Genomic DNA, 23250 nt, shown 5'->3' with positions numbered 1-23250 from the left:
GCCCTACGCGCCCAGAGGCACGAAAACCTACGGAAGGAGGGCGTAGGGGCGCGTGGGCCGCCTCACAGCGCGGCGGCTATACTTGGTCAAATCTTTACCGCCCTCGACTCCCGGTCCGGAACGAAGGCGCCACCGCCCGATGATGCGCGTTCCCGACCCGTGGAGGACACATGCCGCACATCCTGATGCTGACCAATACCACCGGCTCGTCCGTCGAGATCCTGCCGGCCCTCGAGCTCCTGAACCACAAGGTGCACATCCTCGCGGCGGAGCCCACGGCCCTGCTCGAGACCGAGCCGTGCGACGTCGTACTGGTGGACGCGCGGAAGGACCTCGTCGGCGCCCGCTCCCTCACCCAGCTCCTCAAGGCCACGGGCCTCAGTGCCCCCCTCGTCCTCGTCCTCACCGAAGGCGGCATGGCGGCGGTGGCGGCGAACTGGCTCGCGGACGACGTCGTCCTCGATTCGGCCGGTCCGGCGGAGGTGGAGGCGCGGTTGCGGCTCGTCATCGCGCGGTCCGCGGCGGCCAGCGAGGAGACGAGCACCGAGATCCACGCGTCGGGCGTGGTGATCGACGAGGCCAGCTACACCGCACGGGTGGGCGGGGAGCCGTTGAACCTCACGTACAAGGAGTTCGAGCTGCTGAAGTACCTCGCGCAGCATCCGGGCCGCGTCTTCACGCGTGACCAGCTCCTGCACGAGGTGTGGGGCTACGACTACTACGGAGGCACGCGCACCGTGGACGTGCACGTGCGGCGCCTCCGCGCGAAGCTCGGGTCCGACCACGAGCAGCTGATCGGGACGGTGCGGAACGTCGGCTACCGCTTCACCCTCACCCGCCTGCCGGAGGACCGGAACTCCGTCAACCAGGACGCCTGAGCGCCAGGGCACGAAGAAGCCCCTCCCACGGGTGGAAGGGGCTTCTTCGTCGTTCCTGACGGAACCCTGGTGGAGGACATACGGGTCGAACGTATCGCGGGCGCCCCACTGGCGCATCCCCCTCGAGCGGGTTCCAGACTAGCGCACGGGAGGCCCGGCGCCAAACGCCGTGGCGGGCGGGGCTAGGCTGGGCGCATGACCGCCGCGCAGCCTGTCCCCACCTGGTCCGTCGAGCGGATCGCGGGCGCCCCCGAGCCGGCCGTGCTCGGCGACATCCGCCGCCTGGCGTCGGCAGCGGCGGAGGCGGACGGCAACCCGCCCCTGTCCGAGCAGACCCTCCTGACCCTGCGTGCGCAGGACGCCGGCGATCGGCTGTTCGTCCTCACGGCACGCGATGCGGGGCAGCAGGACGGGCTCGCAGGGGTTGCCGTGATCTCCGGGAGTCCGGAGGGATCAGTACTCGAACTCGTGGTCGGTCCCGACTGCCGTGGAGAGGGTGTGGGTACCGCCCTCATCGAGGCCGTCCTGGCCGAGGGGATCGGCGATCTCCGCGGCTGGTCCCACGGCAACCATTCCGCCGCCGCGGACCTCGCCGTGCGTTTCGGGTTCGCGCCGGTGCGCGAGCTGTGGCGGATGCGCCTGACGCGCGCGGCGGCCGAGGAGACCGTCCCCGAGGTCCGGCTGCCGGACGGCGTCACGCTGCGGTCGTTCGTCCGGGGCCAGGACGAGGAGGCGTGGCTCGCGGCCAACGCCGCCGCGTTCGCCCACCACCCGGAGCAGGGCGCCACCACGCGTGCCGACCTCGAGGCGCGCATGGACGAGGAATGGTTCGACGCCGACGGCTTCCTGCTCGCCGTGCGGGAGGAGGACGGCGCCCTGCTCGGCTTCCACTGGACGAAGGTGCACCCGGCTGTCGGTGCGCATCCCCCCATGGGCGAGGTGTACGTCGTGGGCGTGACGCCGGAGGCCCAAGGCATGGGCCTCGGCAAGGCCCTGACCATCGCCGGCATCGACCACCTGCACGGCAAGGGCCTGCAGGCCATCATGCTGTACGTCGACGCGGACAACGCGGCGGCCGTCGCCCTGTACCGGAAACTCGGCTTCACGCGCTGGGACGTCGACGTCATGTACGCGGGCAAGTCGGCGTAAGCCACCTTGTAAGGTTGTTTCCGAGGCGTGTCCCGGCCTGTCGGGCGGGGACACGAGCCCATGCCCACCCACGCTGCAGGAGACGCAATGGATGAGACACGACGCCGGAGCGCGTCACTGTACGGATCTTCCGAGACGGCTCCGGCCCGGGCGACGCAGGACCGTATCGACATCCCGGACTTCGCTCCGAGTCTCTTGCCCACCGGCGACATCCGCCCCGACCGCTTCCTGGACCGCGAGATCAGCTGGCTCGACTTCAACGCGCGCGTCCTCGAACTGGCGGAGGATCCCGACCTGTTCCTCCTCGAGCGCGTCAGCTTCCTCTCCATCTTCGCGTCCAACCTCGACGAGTTCTTCATGGTGCGCGTCGCAGGCCTGAAGCGGCGCATCGCCACAGGCCTCGCGGTGCCCTCCGCAGCGGGACTCAGCCCGATCGAGCAGCTCGAGAAGATCATGAACGACGGCTACCAGCTGCAGCAGCGCCATGCCGCCGCGTTCGCCGAGCACATCCGGCCCGCGCTCGCCCGGGAGCAGATCCACCTCACCACCTGGGAGGAGCTCGACGAGACCGCGCGCGCGGAGCTGCACAAGATGTTCGCCGAGAAGGTCTTCCCGATCCTCACGCCGCTCGCCGTCGATCCGGCGCACCCCTTCCCCTACATCTCGGGGCTGTCCCTCAACCTCGCCGTCGTGGTCCGCAACCCGGTCAGCGACAAGGAGCTCTTCGCACGCGTCAAGGTGCCCGATCAGCTGCCGCGCCTCATGTCCGTCGACGGTCCGCGTGCAGGCAACGTCGCGGGGCGCATCGCACGCTTCATCCCGCTCGAGGAGGTGATCGCCGTCCACCTCGACCAGCTGTTCCCGGGCATGGAGGTCCTCGAGCACCACCTGTTCCGCGTCACGCGCAACGAGGACCTCGAGGTCGAGGAGGACGACGCCGAGAACCTCCTCCAGGCCCTCGAGAAGGAGCTCCTGCGCCGCCGGTTCGGCCCGCCCGTGCGCCTCGAGGTGACCACGGACATCAACCCGAGCATCCGGGCGCTCCTGTCCCGCGAACTCGGTGTCGAGGAGGACGAGGTCTACACCCTCCCCGCTCCCCTCGACCTGCGGGGTCTGAGCGTGATCGCCGGGATCGACCGCGGCGACCTGCACTACCCGAAGCACGTGCCGCACACGAGCCGCCACCTCAACGAGAGCGAGACCTCGAAGGCCGCGAACGTTTTCGCGGCCATGCGCCGCAGGGACATCCTGCTGCACCACCCGTACGACTCCTTCTCCACCTCGGTCCAGGCGTTCCTCGAGCAGGCGGCCGGCGACCCCAAGGTCCAGGCGATCAAGCAGACGCTCTACCGGACCTCGGGCGACTCCCCCATCGTCGACGCCCTCATCGACGCCGCCGAGGCGGGCAAGCAGGTGCTGGCGCTCGTCGAGATCAAGGCCCGCTTCGACGAGCAGGCCAACATCTCCTGGGCCCGGAAGCTCGAGCAGGCCGGCGTGCACGTCGTCTACGGCATCGTGGGCCTGAAGACGCACTGCAAGCTCTCCCTCGTCGTCCGGCAGGAGATCGACGGCCTGCGCCGCTACTGCCACATCGGCACGGGCAACTACCATCCGCGTACCGCCCGGTACTACGAGGACCTCGGCCTGCTCACGGCCAACGAGCAGGTGGGGCAGGACCTCTCCCGCCTGTTCAACCAGCTCTCCGGGTACGCCCCGAAGTCGACGTTCAAGCGCCTGCTCGTCGCTCCGCGCTCCGTCCGCTCGGGCCTGATCGACCGGATCGAACGGGAGATCGCCAACAAGCAGGCCGGCCGTGCCGCACGGGTGATCATCAAGGTCAACTCCATGGTGGACGAGGCGATCATCGACTCGCTCTACCGTGCGTCCCAGGCCGGGGTGAAGGTGGACGTGATCGTCCGCGGTATCTGCTCGGTCCGGCCGGGCGTCCCCGGCCTGAGCGAGAACGTGACGGTCCGTTCGGTCCTGGGCCGCTTCCTGGAACACTCGCGTGTCTTCGCCTTCGCGAACGGCGGCGAGCCGGCGGTGTTCATCGGATCGGCGGACATGATGCACCGCAACCTGGACCGTCGCGTCGAGGCCCTCGTGCAGCTCAGCGCACCGGAGGACATCTCCTACCTGATGAGCCTCATGGACCGTTACATGAACCCCGAAGTGTCCAGCTGGCACCTGGACGAGACGGGCTGCTGGACGCGCCACCACAAGGACGACGACGGCGCCCCCCTCGAGGACATCCAGTCCTGGCTGCTCGCATCGCGCGCCCGGCAGCGAGCGGTGTCACGCCGCTGATGACCGCACCGACGGAAGACATCACCGCCGCGCCCCAGGGCGGTGAGATCCTCGCGGCCGGGACGCTCTGCTGGCGTCTCGAGAAGGGCCAGCTCGAGGTCCTGATCATCCATCGGCCCCGCTACCGGGACTGGTCGTGGCCGAAGGGCAAGCTGGATCCGGGGGAGACGACGCCGGAGTGCGCCATCCGCGAGACCTTCGAGGAGGTGGGCCTCAGCGTCAAGCTCGGCATCCCGCTCGCGACCATCACCTACCCGGTGTCCTCGGGCGAGAAGGTCGTCCTGTACTGGGCGGCCAGGACCGACCGGCTGCGCCCCACGCCGGACGGCAAGGAGGTGGACCGGGCGCAGTGGGTGTCGCCGGAGAAGGCGCGGGACATGCTGAGCAACCCGTCCGACGTCGAACCGCTGGACGCCCTCGTCGCGGCGCACGCCGCGAAGGACCTGCAGACGTGGCCCCTGATCGTGGTGCGGCACGCGAAGGCGAAGCCCCGATCCTCGTGGAGCCGGGCGGAGGGCGACCGGCCCCTCGCCGCGACCGGCCGGCGGCAGGCCATCGCGGTGAGCCGACTCCTGCAGGCGTGGAATCCCGAGCGGGTGGTGAGCAGCCCGTGGGAGCGGTGCGTGCAGACCATCTCCCCCTACGTGAACCAGCGCAGTGCGAAGCTGAAGCTCGTCGACGCCCTCACGGAGCGGGACGCCGCGCGCAGGCCGGGGCGCACCAGGGCCGCCGTCGAGCGGGTCCTCGACAAGCGCCGACCCGTGGTCATCTGCACGCACCGTCCCGTGCTGCCCCTCGTCTTCTCGGTCCTCGGACACCACATGACGGACGAGCTGCAGGACCTCCTGCCCGTCGAGGACCCGTACCTCGCGCCGGGTGAAGCAGTGATCTGCCAGGTGAGCACCTCGAACCAGGGGCGCATCGTCTCGGTGGAGCAGTTCCGCGCCTACGACGACTGACCCGCAGCCACCGGCGACGATCAGTTCACGTGGAGTCAGCACCGATACGACCTGCGTTCACGAGGTGTTCACCCCGGGTGCCTAGTGTCGGACCCTCACGCAGGGACCGGCACCGACGACAGGAACGCACCCATGGCCGATGTGAAGGGCCTCGTGCGGGCGCTCGCGCCGCACGAGATCGAGCAGATCCACAGGATCGGGCCCACGGGACCGCTGACGCCGAGGCTCCTGCACGCCATCGATCGTGCCGCCGGCGGGCCCGGCGAGGGCCGCGGCTACTACGTGTACGGACGGCATGCGGACAGCGACCGTCCCCGGCCGTTCGTCCTGCGGGACGACGTGTGTGCCGAACTGTTCGGCGGCCGCCACTAGGACCTCCTCCCCCCGGCGCGGTCCGTCGCACGGGCCCACGTCGTCGGGGACGATGAGGGCATGACATCCTTCCCCGACGTGCCCGGCACACCTGCCGGCGCATCCATCACGGCTGCCGGGACACCCCCTCCCCGGACCGTCATGCCGGGGGTCTCGCTCCGCCTGCGGGCGATCGGCCCGGGCTCGGATCTCCCGTCCGTCGGCGAGATACTCCCCCTCCTCGACGACGTCGAACGCGCGCGGGCGGCACGTGCCGGTGATCTCGCCGCGTCACGGTCCTTCGCCGCGGGCCGGTACCTCCTGCGCCTCCTCGCGGCCGATCTGCTCGGGGTGCGGGCCGACCGGCTCGTCTCGGTCTCGACGTGTCCGCGCTGCGGACTGGCGGTCCGGCCCGATCACGGACGACCGTCCTACCTGCTGGACGGCGAACGGGTGCCCCTGGCGCTCAGCCTGTCCCGGGCCGGCGGCTTCGCCCTGCTCGGAGCGCTCGACCTGCGCGGGGACGCCTCCACGGGTTCGGCCGCACCCGGCACCGATCCTGTCCGCACCCCGGCGTCCGGCGTCGACCCGGCTGACCCCCGCGCACCCGCTGGTGACCCCACCGGCCCACCGCGGCCCGGCGCCGCTCCCCTCGGAGCCAGGGCGCTCGGCGTCGACCTCGCTGCGGCGTCGGAGGTGGACTTCGACGGGTTCGACGACGTGGCCCTCACCTCCGGTGAGCGACGCGCCGTCGGGCTCCTCCCGCTCGCCGACCGCCGCGTAGCCCGGGCTCGCCTGTGGACCCGCAAGGAGGCCCTCGTCAAGGCGCTGGGTACCGGTTTCGCGCAGCGTGATCCGGACGCGGTCGACGTGCTGCGGGACGGCAGGATCACCGATCTGCAGGTTGTCGACGGCGCCGCGCTCGAGCCGCTGGGCCTCGTGGCGGCCGTCGCCGTCGCGGGGTGAACCGGACCTACCGGCTCCCGAAGAGCTGTTGGGCCACGCCGTCCGACCGGAGGGCCGGCAGCTGCTCGGAGAACAGCCAGGCCGTCAGCAGGCCCTCCGCGTCGATGTCCGGGAGCAGGCGCACCGCGAGCGCGATGAAATCGTGCGTGGTGGCCGTGCCGAAGCGGTGTTCGGCGGACCAGGCCTGCAGCAGCCCGAAGAAGGCGTCGTCGCCGGCCGCGGTCCGCAGCGCATGCAGCGTGAGGGCGCCTCGCTTGTAGACGCGGTCGTCGAACATGTCGCCGGCGCCGGGGTCTCCCAGCAGCAGGTCCTGGGGTTCCCTGCCGAGGCGCTGGTGCGTGGACCGCGCATGGGTGGCCGCCATCGTCGAACCGCTGGCCTCGGACCAGATCCATTCGGCGTAGCAGGCGAAACCCTCGTGCAGCCAGATGTCCTGCCAGCGCGCTGCGGTGACGGCGTTGCCGAACCACTGGTGCGCGAGTTCGTGGGCGATCAGCCGCTGCGCGTCCCAGCCCTGGTCCAGGTGGTTGCGCCCGATGATCGAGAGCGTCTGCGCCTCGAGGGGGATCTCCAGGTCGTCGTCGGTGACCACCACGAGGTACTGGGGGTAGGGGTAGGGCCCGAACCGGTGTTCGAACGCCGTCATCATCTGATGATGCCGCGCCAGCGCCACCCGGGCCGCGGGCATGAGGGACAGCGGCACGGCGGCGTACTGAGGGACCGGGCTACCCGGTTCACGGAGTGCTGCGGCACGGGAGGGGAGGGCGACGGCGGGCCGTGCCGGGTTGTTCAGGGCCACGAGGTCGTAGCGGCCGATCTGGACGGTCGCGAGGTACGTGGCCATGGGCTCCGCCTGCTCGTACACCCACGTGGTCCGGCTGGACCTGTCGATCCGCGACACGAGCACGCCGTTGCAGATCGCGCGGTACCCGGCATCGGTGGTCACGGTGAACCGGTAGGCCGCCTTCTGCGACGGGTGGTCGTTGCAGGGGAACCAGGACGGCGCTCCCGTGGGCTGTCCCGCCACGAGGACCCCGTCGGTCAGTTCCTCCCACCCGACCTCGCCCCAGATGCCGGAGAGGGGTGCCGGGTTGCCCTCGTAGCGGATGTCGAGCCGGAATTCGGCATCGGGCGGCACCGGGTCACGGAAGCCGATCACGAGCTTGCCGGCGCGGTCCTTGAAGGACCGGATACGGACGGTGTCAGAGGTGACCTTGGTGGTGCGCAGCCCGCTGAGGTCGAGGTCGACCTGGTGCAGTTCCCGGTGCGCGGTCAGTGTGAGGACGGCGCGGCCGGCCAGGCGGTTGCTGGCGAGCTTGTAGTCGAGGCTGAGGTCGTAGTGCCCGACGCGGTAGGAGGTGCTGCCGTTGGCCGGGGTGTACGGGTCCGGCGCAGCGCTCCCGGGGCTACTGCTCACGCACGGTTTCCCGGACCGGACCAGAAGCTGACCGGGTTCCCCATCCAGTAGGTCCCCGCGGGGACGGTCTCACCGCGCATCACGAGCGACGCCGGCCCCACCGTCGCGCCGGCGGCGATCTCGGCTGCGGGCAGGATCACGCTGTGGGGGCCGAGCGTTGCGCCTGCGGCGAGCTCCACGGTGTCCATGCTCATGATCCTGTCATGGAAGAGATGCGTCTGCACGACGCATCCGCGGTTGACCGTGGACCCGGATCCGAGGGTGACGAGGTCCGCCTCGGGCAACCAGTAGCTCTCGCACCAGACGCCGGAGCCGATCTTCGAACCGAGGGCACGGAGCCACCACACCAGGGCGGGGGTGCCGCTGGCCGCGCGGGCGAACCAGGGCGCGCTCACGCTCTCGATGAAGGTGTCCACGACCTCGTTGCGCCAGATGAACGAGCTCCACAGCGGGTGCTCCCCCGCCGGGATGCGGCCCACGAGCAGCCACTTCGCGGCGACCGAACTGCCGGCCGCGACGGCACCGAGCACCATGAAGACGAGGCCGCTCAGCAGCGCCGCGGGGAGGTAACCGCCCCACCGGGCGAGCGCGTCGAAGATCACGAGGGACGATGCGGCGATCAGCACGGTGAGGACGACCGGCACGATACGGCAGACCTCCCAGAAGGCACGGGCCACCTTGAGGCGGCGGGGTGGCTGGAAGGTGCGGCTCTGGTCGCCGGTGACGGCGAGCCGGCGCAGGCGCGACGGCGGACTGCCCAGCCAGGAACTGCCGGCCTTGGCCTTCGCGGGCGTGGCCGACAGCACGGCGACGAGCGAGTTCTTCGGCACGCGCCGGCCCGCCGACGTCATGCCCGAGTTGCCGAGGAAGGCCCGGCGTCCGATCTTCGCCGGGGCGATCCGCAGGTATCCGCCGCCCAGTTCGTAGGAGGCCACCATGGTGTCGTCCGCCAGGAAGGCGCCCTCGCCGATGGTGGTCATCTTCGGGATGAGCAGCACGGTGGAGGCCTCGACGTTGCGGCCGACGCGGGCCCCGAGGAGGCGGAGCCACACGGGGGTGAACAGGCTCGCATACAGGGGGAACAGGAGATCGCGTGCCATGTCGAGGGTCCGTTCCGTGGCCCAGATCTGCCAGCCGATGCGGCTGCGCGCCGGGTAGTGGCCCTCCGTCAGGCCGGTGCCCAGCAGCCGGACCGTCACGAGGACGAGGACGGCGTTGACGACGAACCAGAGGATCGCCGCGAGGACGACGGGGCCTCCGAGGGTCGGCCAGGCGGCCGAGAGCGACGGCGCCCCACGCAGGGCGGAGACGACGGGCAGGGCGGCGACGACGGCGGCCAGGTACGGGATGAGTGCGAGCCCCCCGGACGCGGCGGCGAACGCCAGGAAGGACAGGCGAGCATGCGAGGTGGAGCGTGCGGGCGGGGCTGCAGGCCAGTCCTGTTGGGCCTTCCCGGCCCGTGTGGCGGGCGAGCCCGAGAAGAGCTGGCCCGGCTTGACGGTGCCCTGTACGGCCGATCCGGGAGCGACCTCGGCTCCCGCGCCGATCCTCGCCCCCGGCATGAGCGTGCTGCGCGCGCCGATCACGGCTCCGGCGCCGACGACGATGCCCCCGATGTGCACGCGGTCGCCGTCGATCCACCAGCCCGAGAGGTCCACCTCCGGCTCCACGGAGGCTCCGGCCTCCAGCGTGAGCAGCCCGGTGACGGGCGGGACGGAGTGGAGGTCGACGTCGGGCCCGATGCTCGCTCCGAGCGCCCGCGCGTAGACCGGCACCCAGGGTGCGCTCGCGAGGCCGACCGCCCCGACGCTGTCCGAGATCTGCTCCGCGAGCCAGAGCCTCAGGTGCACCCTGCCGGAGCGCGGGTACACCCCCGGTGCCACGCCGCCCAGGAGGACGCGGGCGGCGAGGACCGACAGCCCCATGCGGCCGACGGGACTGACGAAGACGGTCCACGAGGCCAGCACGCACCACCAGGACACCGTCGGTGCGGCGGTGAGCACTCCGAGTCCCCCGAGCACGTTGCTCGCGATCATCGCGTAGGTGAGCCACCGCATCCCTGCCAGGAACTGCAGGGGGACGCCCATCAGGGTCTGGAAGACCTGCGACCTGCGCGCGGTGTGCCGCACGGTCCGTCCCGGCGTCGCCGGCTGTTCACCGCCGTCGCCCGTTCCTGCGGCGAAGGTCGCGAGGGCGCCGAGTCTCGGATGCGCGTAGATGTCGGCGACGGTGATGATCGGGTAGCGTGCCCGGATCATCGACACGAGCCGGGCTGCGGCCAGGGAGCCGCCGCCGTGCAGGAAGAAGTCCGCGTCCTCGTCGGCCGGTACCGTCCCGAGCACGGCGGCCCACTGGTCGGCGATCCACTGCACGCGCGGGTCGAGGTCCTCCAGGTTGCCCGGCGTGCCGGGATCGCCGACGTCGGCCAGGGGCCAGGGCAGGGCGTTCCGGTCCACCTTGCCGCTGGTCTTGGTGGGCAGTGCGTCGGTGACGGCCAGCAGCGGGACGAGTGCGGCCGGGAGGCTCCCGGCGAGGAGGGCACGCAGCGCCGGGAGATCGGGATCGCCCTCGGCGGGTACGAGATAGCCCACCAGGAGCTGATTGCCCGACGGCGTCGTCCGCACGGCAGCAGCGGCGCCGGAGATGCCGGGCAGCGCCTGCAGGGCGGCATCCACCTCGCCGAGTTCGATGCGTCTGCCGCCGAGTTTCACCTGGTCGTCCGCCCTCCCCATGAAGACGAGCCCGGCGGCGTCGAGCTGCACGAGGTCACCCGAACGATAGGCCCGCTCCCACCCCAGCGTGGGCATCGGCGCATACTTCTCGGCGTCCTTCGCGGCGTCCAGGTAGCGGGCCAGGCCCACTCCCCCGATGATGAGCTCGCCGATGCTGCCCTCCGCCACCGGTGTGCCGGTGTCATCGACGACGGCGAGGTCCCAGCCGTCCAGGGGCAGGCCGATCCGCACCGGTCCCTCACCCCCGAGGCGTGCGGCACAGGCGACGACGGTCGCCTCGGTCGGTCCGTAGGTGTTCCAGACCTCGCGGTCGTGCACGGCGAGGCGCTGCGCGAGCTCCGGGGGGCAGGCCTCCCCGCCGAAGATGAGGAGGCGGACGTTCTCGAGGGAATCGGCAGGCCACAGAGCGGCGAGGGTGGGCACCGTGGACACGATCGTGATCCCGCGCGCGATCAGCCATGGACCGAGGTCGACGCCGGTGCGGACGAGCGCGCGGGGGGCCGGGACGAGGCACGCGCCGTGCCGCCAGGCCAGCCACATCTCCTCGCAGGAGGCGTCGAACGCCACCGAGAGGCCGGCCAGTACGCGGTCGGCGGGTCCGATGGGGTCTGCCTGCAGGAACAGGCGTGCCTCCGCGTCGACGAAGGCAGCAGCCGAGCGGTGGCTCACTGCGACACCCTTCGGCGTCCCGGTCGAGCCGGACGTGAAGATGATCCACGCGTCGTCGTCGGGTGTCGGATCACCGGTACCGCCCCGGCGTCCCCCCGTCCCGGTGGTCAGGGACAGCCTGTGGCCGACGACGACGGCGGCACGCGACTCCGAGAACACGACCCGGGCGCGCTCGTCCGGATCGTCGGCGTCGACCGGGACGTAGGCAGCACCGGCCGTGAGGACGCCGAGGATCGCGATGTAGAGCTCGTTGGTGCCCGAGGGCAGGCGTACCCCGACCGTGTCGCCGCGGCCCACGCCGGCATCGCGCAGGGATGCGGCGAACTGCTCGGCGGCCGTGACCAGCTCCGCATAGCTGAGCGCGGTGGTGCCGTCGTCGAGCGCCGATGCGCTGGGATGCTCCGCGGCCGTGGCGCGCAGGATGTCGAGGAGCGTGCGGGGCGTCGGCGCGAGCCCGGATGCTGCGAACTGCGTGGAGGACGGAGCGGTCCCGGTCTCGGGCGGGGGTGTGGTCACGGTGGGATTCTTCCGGTGGAATGTGAACGGCAGGTGACCTGCGCCGGCCGTTCGTACACGGGCTCCGGCGAAGTCTACCGGGGGGACGGCCGCAGGCCGGGAGGGTGCGTTCGTCCTAGACTGGCTGGGTGAGCACTCCCATCCCCACCCCGTACGAGGACCTGCTGCGCGACGTGATGGCGAACGGCGCGGCGAAGAGCGACAGGACGGGCACCGGCACCCGCAGCGTCTTCGGCCGGCAGCTCCGCTTCGATCTTCGCGACTCGTTCCCGCTCGTCACCACCAAGCGTGTGCATTTCAAGTCGGTGGCGCTGGAGCTGCTCTGGTTCCTCCGCGGTGATTCCAACGTCCGCTGGCTCCAGGAGCGGGGCGTCTCCATCTGGAACGAATGGGCGGACGACGACGGCGAGCTGGGCCCGGTCTACGGCGTCCAGTGGCGCTCCTGGCCCACGCCCGACGGCGGCCACATCGACCAGATCGCCCGGGTGGTCGAGGCCCTGAAGACCGATCCGGATTCGCGACGTCACCTCGTCTCGGCGTGGAACGTCTCCGAGCTCCACAACATGGCGTTGCCTCCCTGCCACGTGTTCTTCCAGTTCTATGTGACCCCGGGTGTCGACGGCGGTCCGGGACGGCTCTCCTGCCAGCTCTACCAGCGGTCGGCGGACACGTTCCTCGGGGTGCCCTTCAACATCGCGTCCTATGCACTGCTGACCCTCATGGTGGCGCAGCAGACCGGGCTCGAGCCCGGGGAGTTCATCTGGACCGGCGGGGACGTCCATGTCTACGACAACCATGTGGAGCAGGTCGCCGAACAGTTGTCCCGCGACCCGTACCCGTACCCGCGGATCGAGCTGAAGCGGAAGCCCGCGAGCATCTTCGACTACACCCTGGAGGACTTCGACGTGGTCGACTACCGGCACCACCCCACGATCAAGGCACAGGTGGCGGTATGAGCGAGGCACCCTCGGCCCGCTCCCTCAGCGTGTCCGACGCCGTCGGATCCGGGCCCGTGATCGGCCTCATCTGGGCACAGACCGAGAACGGGGTGATCGGCAGGGACGGCGGCATCCCCTGGCACGTGCCCGAGGACCTGGCGCACTTCAAGGCCACGACGACGGGACATCCCGTCATCATGGGTCGCCGGACCTGGGAGTCGTTCCCCCCGAGGTCGCGGCCCCTGCCGGACCGCACGAACATCGTCATCTCCACGTCGGCTGCGGACCTTCCGGGTGCCGTCGTCGTCGATTCGCTCGAGGCCGCGTTCGAGGTCGCACGGACCAGCCCGGGTGCCGAGGAGATCTGGGTGATCGGTGGCGGTCGGGTCTACGCGGACGCCCTGGAGCGGGCCAACGCGGCCCTCGTCACGGTCGTCGAATCGACGGCCGAGGGTGACACCGTCGCGCCGCCGCTGGGCACGGAGTGGGCCTTGGCGGCACTGACGCCGAAGTCGGGCTGGCTGGAATCGTCCGACGGAGCCCGGTACCGCATCAGCCTGTGGACCAGGGCGGCCCAGGAGGCCGCAGGATCGTCGGAGGACGCCTGAGGGCGGGAACCGGGGTCGCGCTCGGCTGCCTGACTCGTCCCCCGGAGCGGTCAACCGCCCGGTGCGTCCCCGCGGCGGAGTCAGCGCCGAGCTCCCGGGTCGCAGGCACCGGTCGTGATCGGCGCCGAGGTATCGCCTACCTGTCCGGTTGGCGCACCGGCTCGGCCGTCAGGGTCAGGATGGGCAGGTCACCGTCCGTCTCGATGGCGTCTCCCCCGCCGTTGCGGGTGTGATAGCCGGTCGAGAAGTGACGCACGACGTGCACGCCGGCCCTCTTGCCCAGGCTTTCGACGACCCAGTCCCGTTCGTCGTCGGTCCGTTCGGCGATCCGGTGGGTCACCTGGAAGGTGAACAGCGAGAGCCCGACGCTGCGGTCGAAGGTCGCGGCCCCGACCAGGTCGACGTCGAACCCGCCCGGAAGGACCCAGCCCGGCGGGCACGACCAGAAACGCACGTGGTGCCGTTGAGCAGGATTGCCGGAGACCTCCTGTTCGAAGGCGAGATCCTGCTTCCTGCCGAACACGAACAGCGGACTGACCGGGGCCGACGGGTAACTCCGGCGGAGGACCGACGCCGTGGTGATCCGCCAGCCGCTCCGGAGATCCAGGGGATCGGCCTCCGTCCATCCGGCGGACAGCATGGCGGACCGAAGATCCTCGGCGGTGCCGATGACGGCCACGTTGATCGGGTCGCCGAGGAGTCCGTCGGCGGTGCGGGTCCGACCGATGAAATAGTCGGGGACGTAGATCCGCGTCAGGAGCCTGTTGATCCGCGGCACCAGCACGTAGGCGGCCAGGGCCCAGATGATCACGAACACCCAGGGCTGGCGGTCGCCGTCGTCCACCTCCTCCAGGAACAGCGCGTAGATCGCCCAGCCGGAGAGGACCACCACGGCGAGGAACATGGTGCGCTGGCCAAGGAGCACCACGGTGCTCGCAAGCCTTCCGGATGGGCCTGACCTGTCGCCTGACCGTGCGCTCGGCGCCTCGTTCATCCGCCTATCCTAGGTCCGGACGAGCAGCTAGGCTCGGACCGTGCTGCACGCCGAGGACGCCGAACCAGCGGATCGGAAGGACTTGAGGACCCGCTACACGTCGGTGCTCACCCGAGGAGCCTCGACAGACCGGACCGTGTTCTTCAGCGACGCGGTGTTCGCCATCGCGATGACGCTCCTCGTCCTCGATCTGGAGGTTCCCGACGGTCTGCCGGCGGACCAGGTCGGTGCTGCCCTCGTGCAGCAGTTGCCGCACTTCTTCTCCTTCGCACTCAGCTTCGCCGTCATCGGCAGCGCGTGGCTGAACCATCACCGGAAGTTCAGTGTCATCGTCCGCTACGACTTCCGGCTGCAGGTCCTGAATCTGCTGCTGCTCTTCTTCGTGGCTCTCCTTCCCCTGCCGACCAACGTGCTCAGCGAGTACGGCGGGACGTCGTCGCCCTGGCCGGTCGTGGTGTACGCGACGGTGGTCGCAGGCGTCTATTCCATGCTGAACCTGGTCTGGGCATATGCGTGGCGAGCGGGACTCATGGCGCCCGCTGTGGACCGGGCCCTCTACCTCTACGTCCTGCGAGCGCTGCTCCCCGTACCGCTCGTGTTCGCGGCGAGCATCCCGGTGGCCTTCCTCGTGCCCCACATCGCCATGTACCTGTGGCTGCTGATCGTCCCGGCCGGCATCGTCGTGCGTCGCATGTTCCACGGGCCGCTTCCCGCACGCGGCGACAGCCTCGGCAAGAAGGCGTGAGGGCTGATCCGCCGTCGTCCGTCGGACTTCCAGGACGGTCGTGTGCACCCATCGGTCCTCCTCTCCCGCTGAGCATCGAGGTGCGGGCGGACCGCCGGCGGCAGGACTGCCCTCCCGATCCCGCCGGGCAGTGTTCCGAGAGTGACCGAGGTCCCGGTCACAAAGCGGCGGCTGCCAGTACCCACCGCCTAAACTGGACTGCATGACTTCAGCACCCCAGAGTTCAGCCCTGCCGTCCGTCGGATTCGTGGGCTGGCGTGGCATGGTCGGCTCGGTCCTCATGCAGCGGCTCCAGGACGAGGGCGATTTCGCCCGCATCAACCCCGTGTTCTTCTCGACCTCGGCGGCCGGGGGTGCAGCTCCGTCGTTCGCCGAGGGCGCGGGCACCCTGCAGGACGCGTACGACGTCGAGATCCTCGCGAAGCTGCCGATCATCGTGACCGCCCAGGGCGGTGACTACACCGCCGAGGTGTACCCCAAGCTGCGCGACGCCGGATGGTCGGGCCTGTGGCTCGACGCCGCGTCGACCCTGCGCATGGAGCAGGACAGCGTGATAGTCCTCGATCCCGTCAACCGTTCGGCCATCGACGAGGGCCTCGCCAACGGTGTCCGCGACTTCATCGGCGGCAACTGCACGGTCTCCTGCATGCTCATGGGGCTGGGCGGGCTCTTCCGCAACGGACTGGTCGAGTGGGGTACCTCGATGACCTACCAGGCGGCATCAGGTGGTGGAGCGCGCCACATGCGTGAACTCCTCAACCAGTTCGGCGCTCTTCACGGGACCGTTGCGATGAACCTCGACGATCCGGCCTCCGCCATCCTGGATATCGACCGGGCGATCCTCGCCAAGCAGCGGCACGCGAGCCTCGAGGCCTCCCAGTTCGGCGTCCCCCTGGCAGGCTCCGTCATCCCATGGATCGACAGCGACCTCGGCAACGGCCAGTCGAAGGAGGAATGGAAGGCAGGCGCGGAGACCAACAAGATCCTGGGCACCGACACCCGCATCCCCTTCGACGGCCTGTGCGTCCGTGTGGGTGCCATGCGCTCGCACTCCCAGGCACTGACCCTGAAGTTGACCCAGGATCTGCCGGTCAGTGAGATCGAATCGATTCTTGCTGCCGACAACGAATGGGTACGCGTCATCCCGAACACGAAGGTGGATACCCTTGCGGGGCTCACTCCCGTCGCTGCCACGGGCTCGCTGGAGGTCCCGGTGGGGCGCATCCGCAAGCTGGAGATGGGCCCCGAGTACATCAGCGCCTTCACCGTGGGCGACCAGTTGCTGTGGGGTGCTGCCGAACCGCTCCGCCGGATGCTGATGATCGCCACCGGCAACCTCTAGGCCGTGTCGTCGTGCGTCCTGCTGGTTCCGGGCGCCCACGCCGGCGGCGGTCCCCCTTTCGCGGGGACGACGGCGACAATAGGACCATGGGCATGGCAGAGATCCTCGAGGAGATCAGGCGGTACGACGGGGTGCTGGAGCTGGCACCCCGCGAAGGCGACGATGCGCCGCAGATCGCCTGGGGTGACCACTTCTTCTACTACTCCGCCGACGGGACCGTGCCCCGGAACACCCAGCCCTACGCGACGATCGTCACGAAGGACTACCCCGACGACACCCGGTCGGACCTGGATGCAGAAGGGCGGTGGCGACTGAACATCCACGTCGGGTCGACGAGGGCCCGGCAGCTCATCGGTGACAGCGCCGCCGACCGCGATTTCAGCGAGGTCGACACGATCCTCCCGCACCCCGTGTACGGTCGTCTCGGTTGGATCGCGATCGTGAACCCGGGTGGTCGCACGCAGGCGGCAGTGCTGGATCTGCTGCGCGATGCCCATGAGGACGCACGACGACGGGCCGAGCGACGCGTCTGAACCCGGCGGGGCGGCGCCAGTAGACGTCGCGACTGACGATGCCGTCGGCGACCTGCTGCAGAGCGGCGAGCACGGAATGCAGGGAGACATCGGTCTCCGTGCATTCCTCCATCGGTGCGATAGCCGTAGCTGATCTCATCGAACGTGTGTACTATTCCCGAGCTCGGGCAGCGCATGTGGAGGAGGAGTGATCGCCCACTTATCCACATCGGGCGGGAACACTGCAGTGCCTGCCTCCGCTGCCTTCCGGGCCGGGACCCACCCACCCAAAAGGTCGGCGGGCACGGGCAGGATGAGCGCATGGACCCCGTGAACGCAGACACCATCCTCCGGCGCTTCTTCGCTACGAGCGGTCATACGCGGCACCCGGAGACCCTGCTCCGGTACGAACGCGTGCAGGGTCACCTCCGCGACTACCTCGAGCACGTCGCAGCGGCCCGCCTGACGGACGACGAGCAGGAGTTGCTCGCACTGGAGCGACAGTTCGGTACGGAGACCCCCTACGTGCAGGTCATGGGTGCACGGGAACTACTGCACGCCCTGCCCGATTTCCTCGCCCTCCCCCAACTCCTCCCCGACTTCCACGATCGGCTCGCCCAGATCAGCGTGGCATCACGCCTCGCGCAGTGGCTCTGTTCACGGCAGCTCGTGCACCGCGAGGACAGCTGGGACGACGTCGTCCTGACGCGTGCCGCGGCGGAACAGGCACGCCGCTCACCCGCCCTGTGACACGCGGACGCACCCGGGCGCCCATGACCCCCACCGCAGTCCGACAGGAGTTGCAGAGGGGAGGAGCCCTCAGCGCGTCCTCGCTGCGGCGCGTCCAGCCAACCGGCGGATCCCCGAGGAGCAGACCGGATGAACCTGCGCAGCGGCACTGCGATCCGCCGAGGGAAGCTAGAGCGTGCAGTTGATGAGCAGCGGCTCCGGCTCCAGACGGATCCCGAAGGCCTTCTCGACGCCGTCGCGCACCAGCCGCGCCACGGCCAGGAGATCCGACGTGGAGGCGCCTCCGCGGTTCGTGACGGCGAGTGTGTGCTTCGTCGAGAGGGACGCACGCCCTCCCGCCGCCGCATGGCCGTCGTCGTCGGTCAGCCCGAAGCCCTTGGAGAACCCTGCCTGCTCGATCAGCCAGGCCGCGCTGAGCTTCACCCGGCCGTCGCTGCCAGCCGGGTACCTGGGGGCGTCCGCCGGCAGGGTGTCGGCCACGTCCTTGCCGACGATGGGGTTCGTGAAGAACGAGCCGGTGCTCCGGGTGTCCGCGTCCGGGGCGTCGAGCACCATGCCCTTGCCCCGTCGGAGCTTCAGCACCTCACGCCGCACGTCGTTGGCGTAGGCACGGGCTCCGACCTCGACACGGAGCGAACGGGCGAGTTCCGCGTACCGCACGGGTTTGCTCAGGCGCCCCAGTCCGAGCTGGAACTCGACCGACAACACGACATAGCGGGGTGAACCGTTCACCGTGCTGCGCTTCAGGAGGGAGTCGCGGTAACCGAACTTCAGCTCGAAGTTGGTGAAGCTCTTGATGCTGTCGGTCTCGCGGTCGTACGTCCGCACGGTGGCGATGGTCTGTGACACGTCGGCACCGTAGGCCCCGACGTTCTGCACGGGCGTCGCCCCGGTGGAGCCCGGGATGCCCGAGAGCGCCTCGAGTCCCGAGAACGCGTGCATCACGGTGTAGCGGACCAGGTCGTCCCAGTCGTGGCCGGCCTGGACGTTGACCATGACTCCGCCGCAGGTCGCGTCGTCGTCGTTGACCGTGAAGCCCGTCGAGGTGATGTGCACCACCGTGCCGTCGAACCCGTCGTCGCCGATCAGGAGGTTGGAGCCTCCGCTGAGAATGAGCAGCGGCTCGCCCGCGGTGTCCGCCGCACGCACCGCCTCGACGATCTCCTGCTCGGTGGAGGCCTCGACGAGCGTCCGGGCAGGGCCTCCGACACCTGCGGTCGTGAGGTCAGCGAGCCGCATCCCGGTCACCGGCACCGTCATGGCAGTTTCACCACGGCCTGTGCCTTCACGAGGACCTTCTGCCCCGCAGAGGTCACGGTGAGATCGATGCGGGCGGTGGACGCATCCGCATCGAGCGCGCCCACGACGCCGGTCACCTCGATGACCGCACCCGCCTCGCCGGGCTGGGCGGTGGTGTCCTCCACGATGACGGGCTTCGTGAAGCGCGTCTGGTAGTCGACGACGGCGGTCGGGTCACCGATCCAGTCGGTCACGAGCTGCACGGCGGCACCCATCGTGAACATGCCGTGTGCGATGACACCGGGGAGTCCGACTCCCTCGGCGAAGGCCTGGTTCCAGTGGATGGGGTTGAGATCCCCCGATGCCCCGGCGTACCGCACGAGGTCCTGCCGGGTGATGTCGATGGAGGTGAAGCCGATCTGCTGCCCCACCTCGAGGGCGGCGAGTGATACTGCCATGGCTACTGCTCCTCTCCGCGCACGAGGAGCGACGACGTCGTCGTCGCCGTCGGCTCTCCGTCGATGGTCGTGATCTCGGCCCGCGTGGTGATCATCGCCCCCCCGCCCATGGCCCGCACCTGGTCCACATGCAGTGCCGCGACCAGCTGGTCGCCGGCGACGATGGGCCGGTGGTGGACGAAGCGCTGATCCGCATGCACCACGCGGGTGAAGTCGATGCCGGCGCTCGGGTCGCCGATGAGCTGGGCGTCGGCACGCTGGGCCACGATGATGGCGAACGTTGGCGGTGCCACGAGGTCGGCGTGACCGAGAGCCGCAGCGGCCTCGACGTCGTAGTGGGCCGGGTGGGTGGCCTTCACGGCCCGCGCGAAGTCACGGATGGCTTCGCGCCCCACGGAGTAGGTCTCTCCCACGGGGTAGCTGCGCCCCTGCAGGTCGGGATTGATGGTCATGGATCCTCCGATGGAAGCGGCGTACTGCAGTGCCTGCGATACGAGGGTGGGGTACGACGACGGTGGCCGTCGGCCGGTACAGCGTCAGCGCTGGTCCTTCATGCGGCGACGCACGTCACGCGAGCGGACCACCATGCCCGCCAGGTGGCAGACCATGCCGGCCACCATGACCGGGATACCCGTGACGACGAGCCCATACTGGTCCGTGGCGGCTCCGAGGACCGCGATGAGGATGCCGATCGCCGTGATCACGAGTGCCGAGACCACCAGCTTGCGGTACAGGTCCGAGCCGGTCTCCCAGGGCGTATTCAGCATGATCCGATTCTACTGCCGAGTGCCGGGCAGTCGCTCAGAACAGGGCTTCCTGGACGGCAGGGACCGGCGTGCTGAAGTCGCCGAACCGGACTCGCCTGCCCTTGAGCTGTGCGAGGTCGGCGACGAAGAGGAGATCGGACCCGTCGATCGAGACCACTCCGGAGGGCCCGACGACCTCGACCACGCCGAACCCGTGCCGCCCACGGTCCAGGGGCTCGGGGTAGGGCTGCAGACCGCTGCGGGAGAGCATCGCGAGCCATGGGGACGGGGGCTCGAACTCCTCGTGCACCACCTCGAAGCCTTCGACGTCGACGCCGCCCTGAAGCAGCCCCCTGGCCGCCAGTGCGAACCCGTCGTTCAGGTGCTCGAGCCGTGCAACGGGCAGCGGCGCACACAGGGACGCGGCCTTCACCGCGGACCGCACGCCCTGCTGCAGCCCCACGCTCCGGGTCACCTCGTCCTCGAGGATCCGTACCACCCGACCGTCGTCGGCGAGCGCCACGAACTGCGCCACCACCGCACCCTGCTCCACGAGGCGGGCGTTCTTCCTGGGATGCGATGCCGTCCCGACCTTGGTCGAACCGTCGGCGAAGGTCGCGACATACAGCCAGTGCGGCTGGTCGAGGTAGCGTTTGAGTCCCGCCGGTGCTATTCCGGAGCGATGGATGTCGTGCATGAAGCGGACGTCGTCCTGGGCGAGGCACCGCGCGCACTGCGTGCCCCGATCGGCCCGAGCCAGGTCGGCACAGGGCACCCAGGTGCGGTCGTCCCGGCCGTGCACCCGGTGGAATCCCAGGCAGTAGCGGCCCGACCCGGTCACCTCGAACGCCAGCCTCGTGCCGGACGTGAGGGCCACGTCGCGCAGGCCCTGCTCGCCACCGGAGCCATCGGAGCCACCGGAGGAAGCCGGGCCATCGACGAGGACGGCCGGGACCTCGCGCAGAGACAGGACCGGCCCGGTACCGTGCCAGGTCACACCACTGCAGAGGTAGACGGAGCTCACCCGGTCAGCCTAAGGTCGCGCACCCCCACTATCGGCTCGGGAGGGGAAGGCGGTCGTCGGGCGACGGGTCCGGCGGACGCCCTCCCCATCGGACGTGGGGATCACCCGCGCACCCCACGATCGGGTCGGGCGTCAGGCGAGCACCCTGCTGAGGTCGTACGCCGCCGGGAGGTCAAGCTGCTCGAACGTGCAGGAGCGTGCCTCGCGGTCCGGCCGCCACCGCTCGAACTGGACGGTGTGACGGAAACGGTCGCCCTCCATCTGGTCGTACCGCACCTCGACCACGCGCCGCGGGTGCAGCCGGATGTAGGACACATCCCTCGCCGAAGCGAAGCGGCTGCGCTCGGTCTCACCCAGCTCGGCTCCGCCGTCGTCGTTCCGCATCACGTCGCCGTCGAGCTCCTCCACCAGTTCCAGCCGTCGCTTGTCGGAGAACGCGGAGATGCCCCCGACGTTGCGTAGCTCGCCGTCGTCGCCGTACAGACCGAGCAGCAGCGAACCGACACCCTGCCCGGACTTGTGCACCCGGTATCCGAGCACCACGGTGTCGGCGCTGCGATGGTGTTTGACCTTGAGCATCCGTCGCTTGTTGGGCTCGTACGCCGCGGCGAGCGGCTTCGCGACGACGCCGTCCAGGCCCGCTCCCTCGAACTCGACGAGCCAGCGCCGCGCCAGGTCGACGTCGTGCGTGACCTGCGACAGGTGGACTGGTGCGGAGAAGGACGCGCCGATCGACTCCAGGGCTTCGCGCCGCTCACCGAAGGGGACGGCGGTCAAATCGTCCTCCCCGAGGGCGAGGAGGTCGAACGCCACGAACGACGACGGCGTCTGCCCGGCGAGGAGGCGCACACGGCTCTCGGCGGGGTGGATACGCTGGGACAGGGCGTCCCAGTCCAGCCGTTCCGCGCCGGGCTCTCCCTGACGGACCACGATCTCCCCGTCCACGACGCACCGTCCGGGCAGGTTCCCGAGCAGGGCCTCCACGAGCTCCGGGAAGTAGCGTGTCAGCATCTTGGAACCACGGCTGCCGATCTCGCACGTGCCGTCCTCGATCCTCACGATCGCCCGGAAGCCGTCCCACTTCGGCTCGTACACGAGGCCACCCGGATCACTGTCGGGCTCGGGGACGGCGCCTACGGCTTTGGCGAGCATCGGCTGGATGGGGAAGGGCAGGTCGGTCATACCCTGATCCTGCCGCACGGAGCATGCGCCCGGCCAGACACGGAACCTGCGTGAGGGCTGATGCGGCGGCTGCGGGACCGACCGGGCCGCCGCACCCGACCCTCGGCTATGCGGTCTGGCCCTCGTGGGGTCCTTCCGCGATCTCCTCGAGGAGCTTGTCGTTGAAGGCCGCGAGATCGCCGGGATGGCGGCTCGTCACCAGGCCCTGGTCCACCACCACCTCCTCGTCGCTCCAGTTGGCACCGGCGTTCTTCAGGTCCGTGGCCAGCGTGTGGTAGGAGGTCAGGTCGCGTCCGCCGACCACGCCGGCCTCGATGAGCAGCCAGGGTCCGTGGCAGATGGACGCCACGGGCTTGTGCTGCTCGAAGAACGCCCGCGTGAACGCCTGTGCGTCCTTGTCGACCCGCAGGAAGTCGGCATTCACCACACCGCCCGGCAGCACGAGCGCGTCGTAGTCGTCAGCCGATGCCTCCGCGACCGCAAGGTCCACCTCGAACGTCTCGCCCTTGTCCATGCCGTCGAAGCCCTGGAGCGCCCCCGTCTTCGGCGAGACGAGCGTGGGGATGCCGCCCGCCTCCTTGACGGCGTTCCAGGGGCTCGTGAGTTCGATCTGCTCGACCCCGTCCGTCAGCAGGAAGGCGACCTTCTTGCCTGAGATGTCGTGTTCGGACATGCTGTTCTCCCTTGCGTAGAGCGTGCGTGTCATACGCTGTCCAGCCTAGGAACCGACCAAACGATAAGCAAGCTGAGTAAGTGCCGCACCCGCCT

At 69.9% G+C, this 23250-nt stretch carries 22 protein-coding genes; 12 read left to right on the top strand and 10 right to left on the bottom strand.

All coding sequences use genetic code 11. The annotated features are described in order from the left end of the window. The first annotated feature begins 170 nt into the window (after positions 1 to 170). From ACX80K_RS07300 to ACX80K_RS07275, 6 genes are all read left to right on the top strand, one after another. A complete protein-coding gene (locus ACX80K_RS07300; RefSeq protein WP_104180833.1) occupies positions 171 to 878 on the top strand; it encodes a winged helix-turn-helix transcriptional regulator in 708 nt (235 codons plus the stop codon). Positions 879 to 1073: 195 nt separating this feature from the next. Further along, complete coding sequence (gene mshD, locus ACX80K_RS07295; protein WP_459271195.1) at positions 1074 to 2027, top strand: mycothiol synthase; 954 nt, start codon at positions 1074 to 1076, stop codon at positions 2025 to 2027. A gap of 87 nt (positions 2028 to 2114) precedes the next feature. Then, complete coding sequence (locus tag ACX80K_RS07290) at positions 2115 to 4334, top strand: RNA degradosome polyphosphate kinase (protein ID WP_459271194.1); 2220 nt, start codon at positions 2115 to 2117, stop codon at positions 4332 to 4334. After that, entirely contained in the window at positions 4334 to 5293 is a 960-nt protein-coding gene (locus ACX80K_RS07285; RefSeq protein ID WP_459271193.1) for an NUDIX hydrolase, read from the top strand. The genes ACX80K_RS07290 and ACX80K_RS07285 overlap by 1 nt, the downstream gene beginning before the upstream one ends. Before the next feature lie 132 nt (positions 5294 to 5425). Continuing rightward, complete coding sequence (locus tag ACX80K_RS07280; RefSeq protein ID WP_459271192.1) at positions 5426 to 5665, top strand: hypothetical protein; 240 nt, start codon at positions 5426 to 5428, stop codon at positions 5663 to 5665. Between the two features lie 60 nt (positions 5666 to 5725). Further along, a complete protein-coding gene (locus tag ACX80K_RS07275; protein ID WP_459271191.1) occupies positions 5726 to 6610 on the top strand; it encodes a 4'-phosphopantetheinyl transferase family protein in 885 nt (294 codons plus the stop codon). 7 nt (positions 6611 to 6617) lie between these two features. Here the strand turns inward: ACX80K_RS07275 and ACX80K_RS07270 are convergent, their stop codons facing one another. After that, positions 6618 to 8027 (bottom strand): M1 family metallopeptidase, encoded by a 1410-nt coding sequence (locus tag ACX80K_RS07270; protein WP_459271190.1) that lies wholly within the window; start codon positions 8025 to 8027, stop codon positions 6618 to 6620. Continuing rightward, positions 8024 to 11944, bottom strand: a complete 3921-nt coding sequence (locus ACX80K_RS07265; RefSeq protein WP_459271189.1) for a Pls/PosA family non-ribosomal peptide synthetase — start codon at positions 11942 to 11944, stop codon at positions 8024 to 8026. Before ACX80K_RS07265 ends, ACX80K_RS07270 begins: the two co-directional genes overlap by 4 nt. 176 nt (positions 11945 to 12120) lie before the next feature. On the opposite strand from ACX80K_RS07265, the gene ACX80K_RS07260 reads away from it, so the two are divergent. After that, entirely contained in the window at positions 12121 to 12900 is a 780-nt protein-coding gene (locus ACX80K_RS07260) for a thymidylate synthase (protein WP_459271389.1), read from the top strand. After that, positions 12897 to 13490, top strand: a complete 594-nt coding sequence (locus ACX80K_RS07255; RefSeq protein WP_459271188.1) for a dihydrofolate reductase — start codon at positions 12897 to 12899, stop codon at positions 13488 to 13490. The genes ACX80K_RS07260 and ACX80K_RS07255 overlap by 4 nt, the downstream gene beginning before the upstream one ends. Before the next feature lie 136 nt (positions 13491 to 13626). Here ACX80K_RS07255 and ACX80K_RS07250 read toward each other — a convergent pair whose 3' ends face one another. After that, positions 13627 to 14418: an LssY C-terminal domain-containing protein gene (locus tag ACX80K_RS07250; protein WP_459271187.1), complete on the bottom strand. Its 792-nt coding sequence runs from the start codon at positions 14416 to 14418 to the stop codon at positions 13627 to 13629. A 106-nt stretch (positions 14419 to 14524) separates the two neighbouring features. Here ACX80K_RS07250 and ACX80K_RS07245 point away from each other — a divergent pair, with 106 nt between their 5' ends. The 4 genes from ACX80K_RS07245 (at position 14525) to ACX80K_RS07230 (ending at position 17833) form a co-directional block, all read left to right on the top strand. After that, positions 14525 to 15229 carry a TMEM175 family protein gene (locus tag ACX80K_RS07245; RefSeq protein ID WP_459271186.1) on the top strand — a complete coding sequence of 235 codons (705 nt, stop codon included), beginning with the start codon at positions 14525 to 14527 and terminating at the stop codon, positions 15227 to 15229. 202 nt (positions 15230 to 15431) lie between these two features. Next, positions 15432 to 16571 (top strand): aspartate-semialdehyde dehydrogenase, encoded by a 1140-nt coding sequence (gene asd, locus ACX80K_RS07240; RefSeq protein WP_459271185.1) that lies wholly within the window; start codon positions 15432 to 15434, stop codon positions 16569 to 16571. Between the two features lie 86 nt (positions 16572 to 16657). Beyond that, on the top strand, positions 16658 to 17104 hold the full coding sequence (locus tag ACX80K_RS07235; protein WP_459271184.1) for a DUF6194 family protein: 447 nt from the start codon (positions 16658 to 16660) through the stop codon (positions 17102 to 17104). A gap of 300 nt (positions 17105 to 17404) precedes the next feature. Continuing rightward, complete coding sequence (locus ACX80K_RS07230) at positions 17405 to 17833, top strand: hypothetical protein (RefSeq protein WP_459271183.1); 429 nt, start codon at positions 17405 to 17407, stop codon at positions 17831 to 17833. Between the two features lie 168 nt (positions 17834 to 18001). Here ACX80K_RS07230 and ACX80K_RS07225 read toward each other — a convergent pair whose 3' ends face one another. From ACX80K_RS07225 to ACX80K_RS07195, 7 genes are all read right to left on the bottom strand, one after another. Beyond that, positions 18002 to 19093, bottom strand: coding sequence for a UDP-N-acetylmuramate dehydrogenase (locus ACX80K_RS07225; protein ID WP_459271182.1), 1092 nt, complete (start codon positions 19091 to 19093; stop codon positions 18002 to 18004). Further along, entirely contained in the window at positions 19090 to 19530 is a 441-nt protein-coding gene (locus tag ACX80K_RS07220; RefSeq protein WP_459271181.1) for a MaoC family dehydratase, read from the bottom strand. Before ACX80K_RS07220 ends, ACX80K_RS07225 begins: the two co-directional genes overlap by 4 nt. A gap of 2 nt (positions 19531 to 19532) precedes the next feature. After that, positions 19533 to 19982, bottom strand: a complete 450-nt coding sequence (locus ACX80K_RS07215; protein WP_459271180.1) for an FAS1-like dehydratase domain-containing protein — start codon at positions 19980 to 19982, stop codon at positions 19533 to 19535. Positions 19983 to 20066: 84 nt separating this feature from the next. Beyond that, entirely contained in the window at positions 20067 to 20297 is a 231-nt protein-coding gene (locus tag ACX80K_RS07210) for a hypothetical protein (protein WP_459271179.1), read from the bottom strand. 34 nt (positions 20298 to 20331) lie between these two features. Continuing rightward, positions 20332 to 21300, bottom strand: coding sequence for a DUF2797 domain-containing protein (locus tag ACX80K_RS07205; RefSeq protein ID WP_459271178.1), 969 nt, complete (start codon positions 21298 to 21300; stop codon positions 20332 to 20334). Between the two features lie 132 nt (positions 21301 to 21432). Next, positions 21433 to 22482 (bottom strand): ATP-dependent DNA ligase, encoded by a 1050-nt coding sequence (locus tag ACX80K_RS07200; protein ID WP_459271177.1) that lies wholly within the window; start codon positions 22480 to 22482, stop codon positions 21433 to 21435. 106 nt (positions 22483 to 22588) lie between these two features. Then, complete coding sequence (locus tag ACX80K_RS07195) at positions 22589 to 23155, bottom strand: type 1 glutamine amidotransferase domain-containing protein (RefSeq protein WP_459271176.1); 567 nt, start codon at positions 23153 to 23155, stop codon at positions 22589 to 22591. Positions 23156 to 23250 lie beyond the last annotated feature (95 nt).

The sequence above is a fragment of the Arthrobacter sorbitolis genome, from assembly GCF_054510995.1.
Note: the sequence above shows the minus strand (reverse complement) of the source record. Positions and strands in the feature narration are given on the sequence as shown.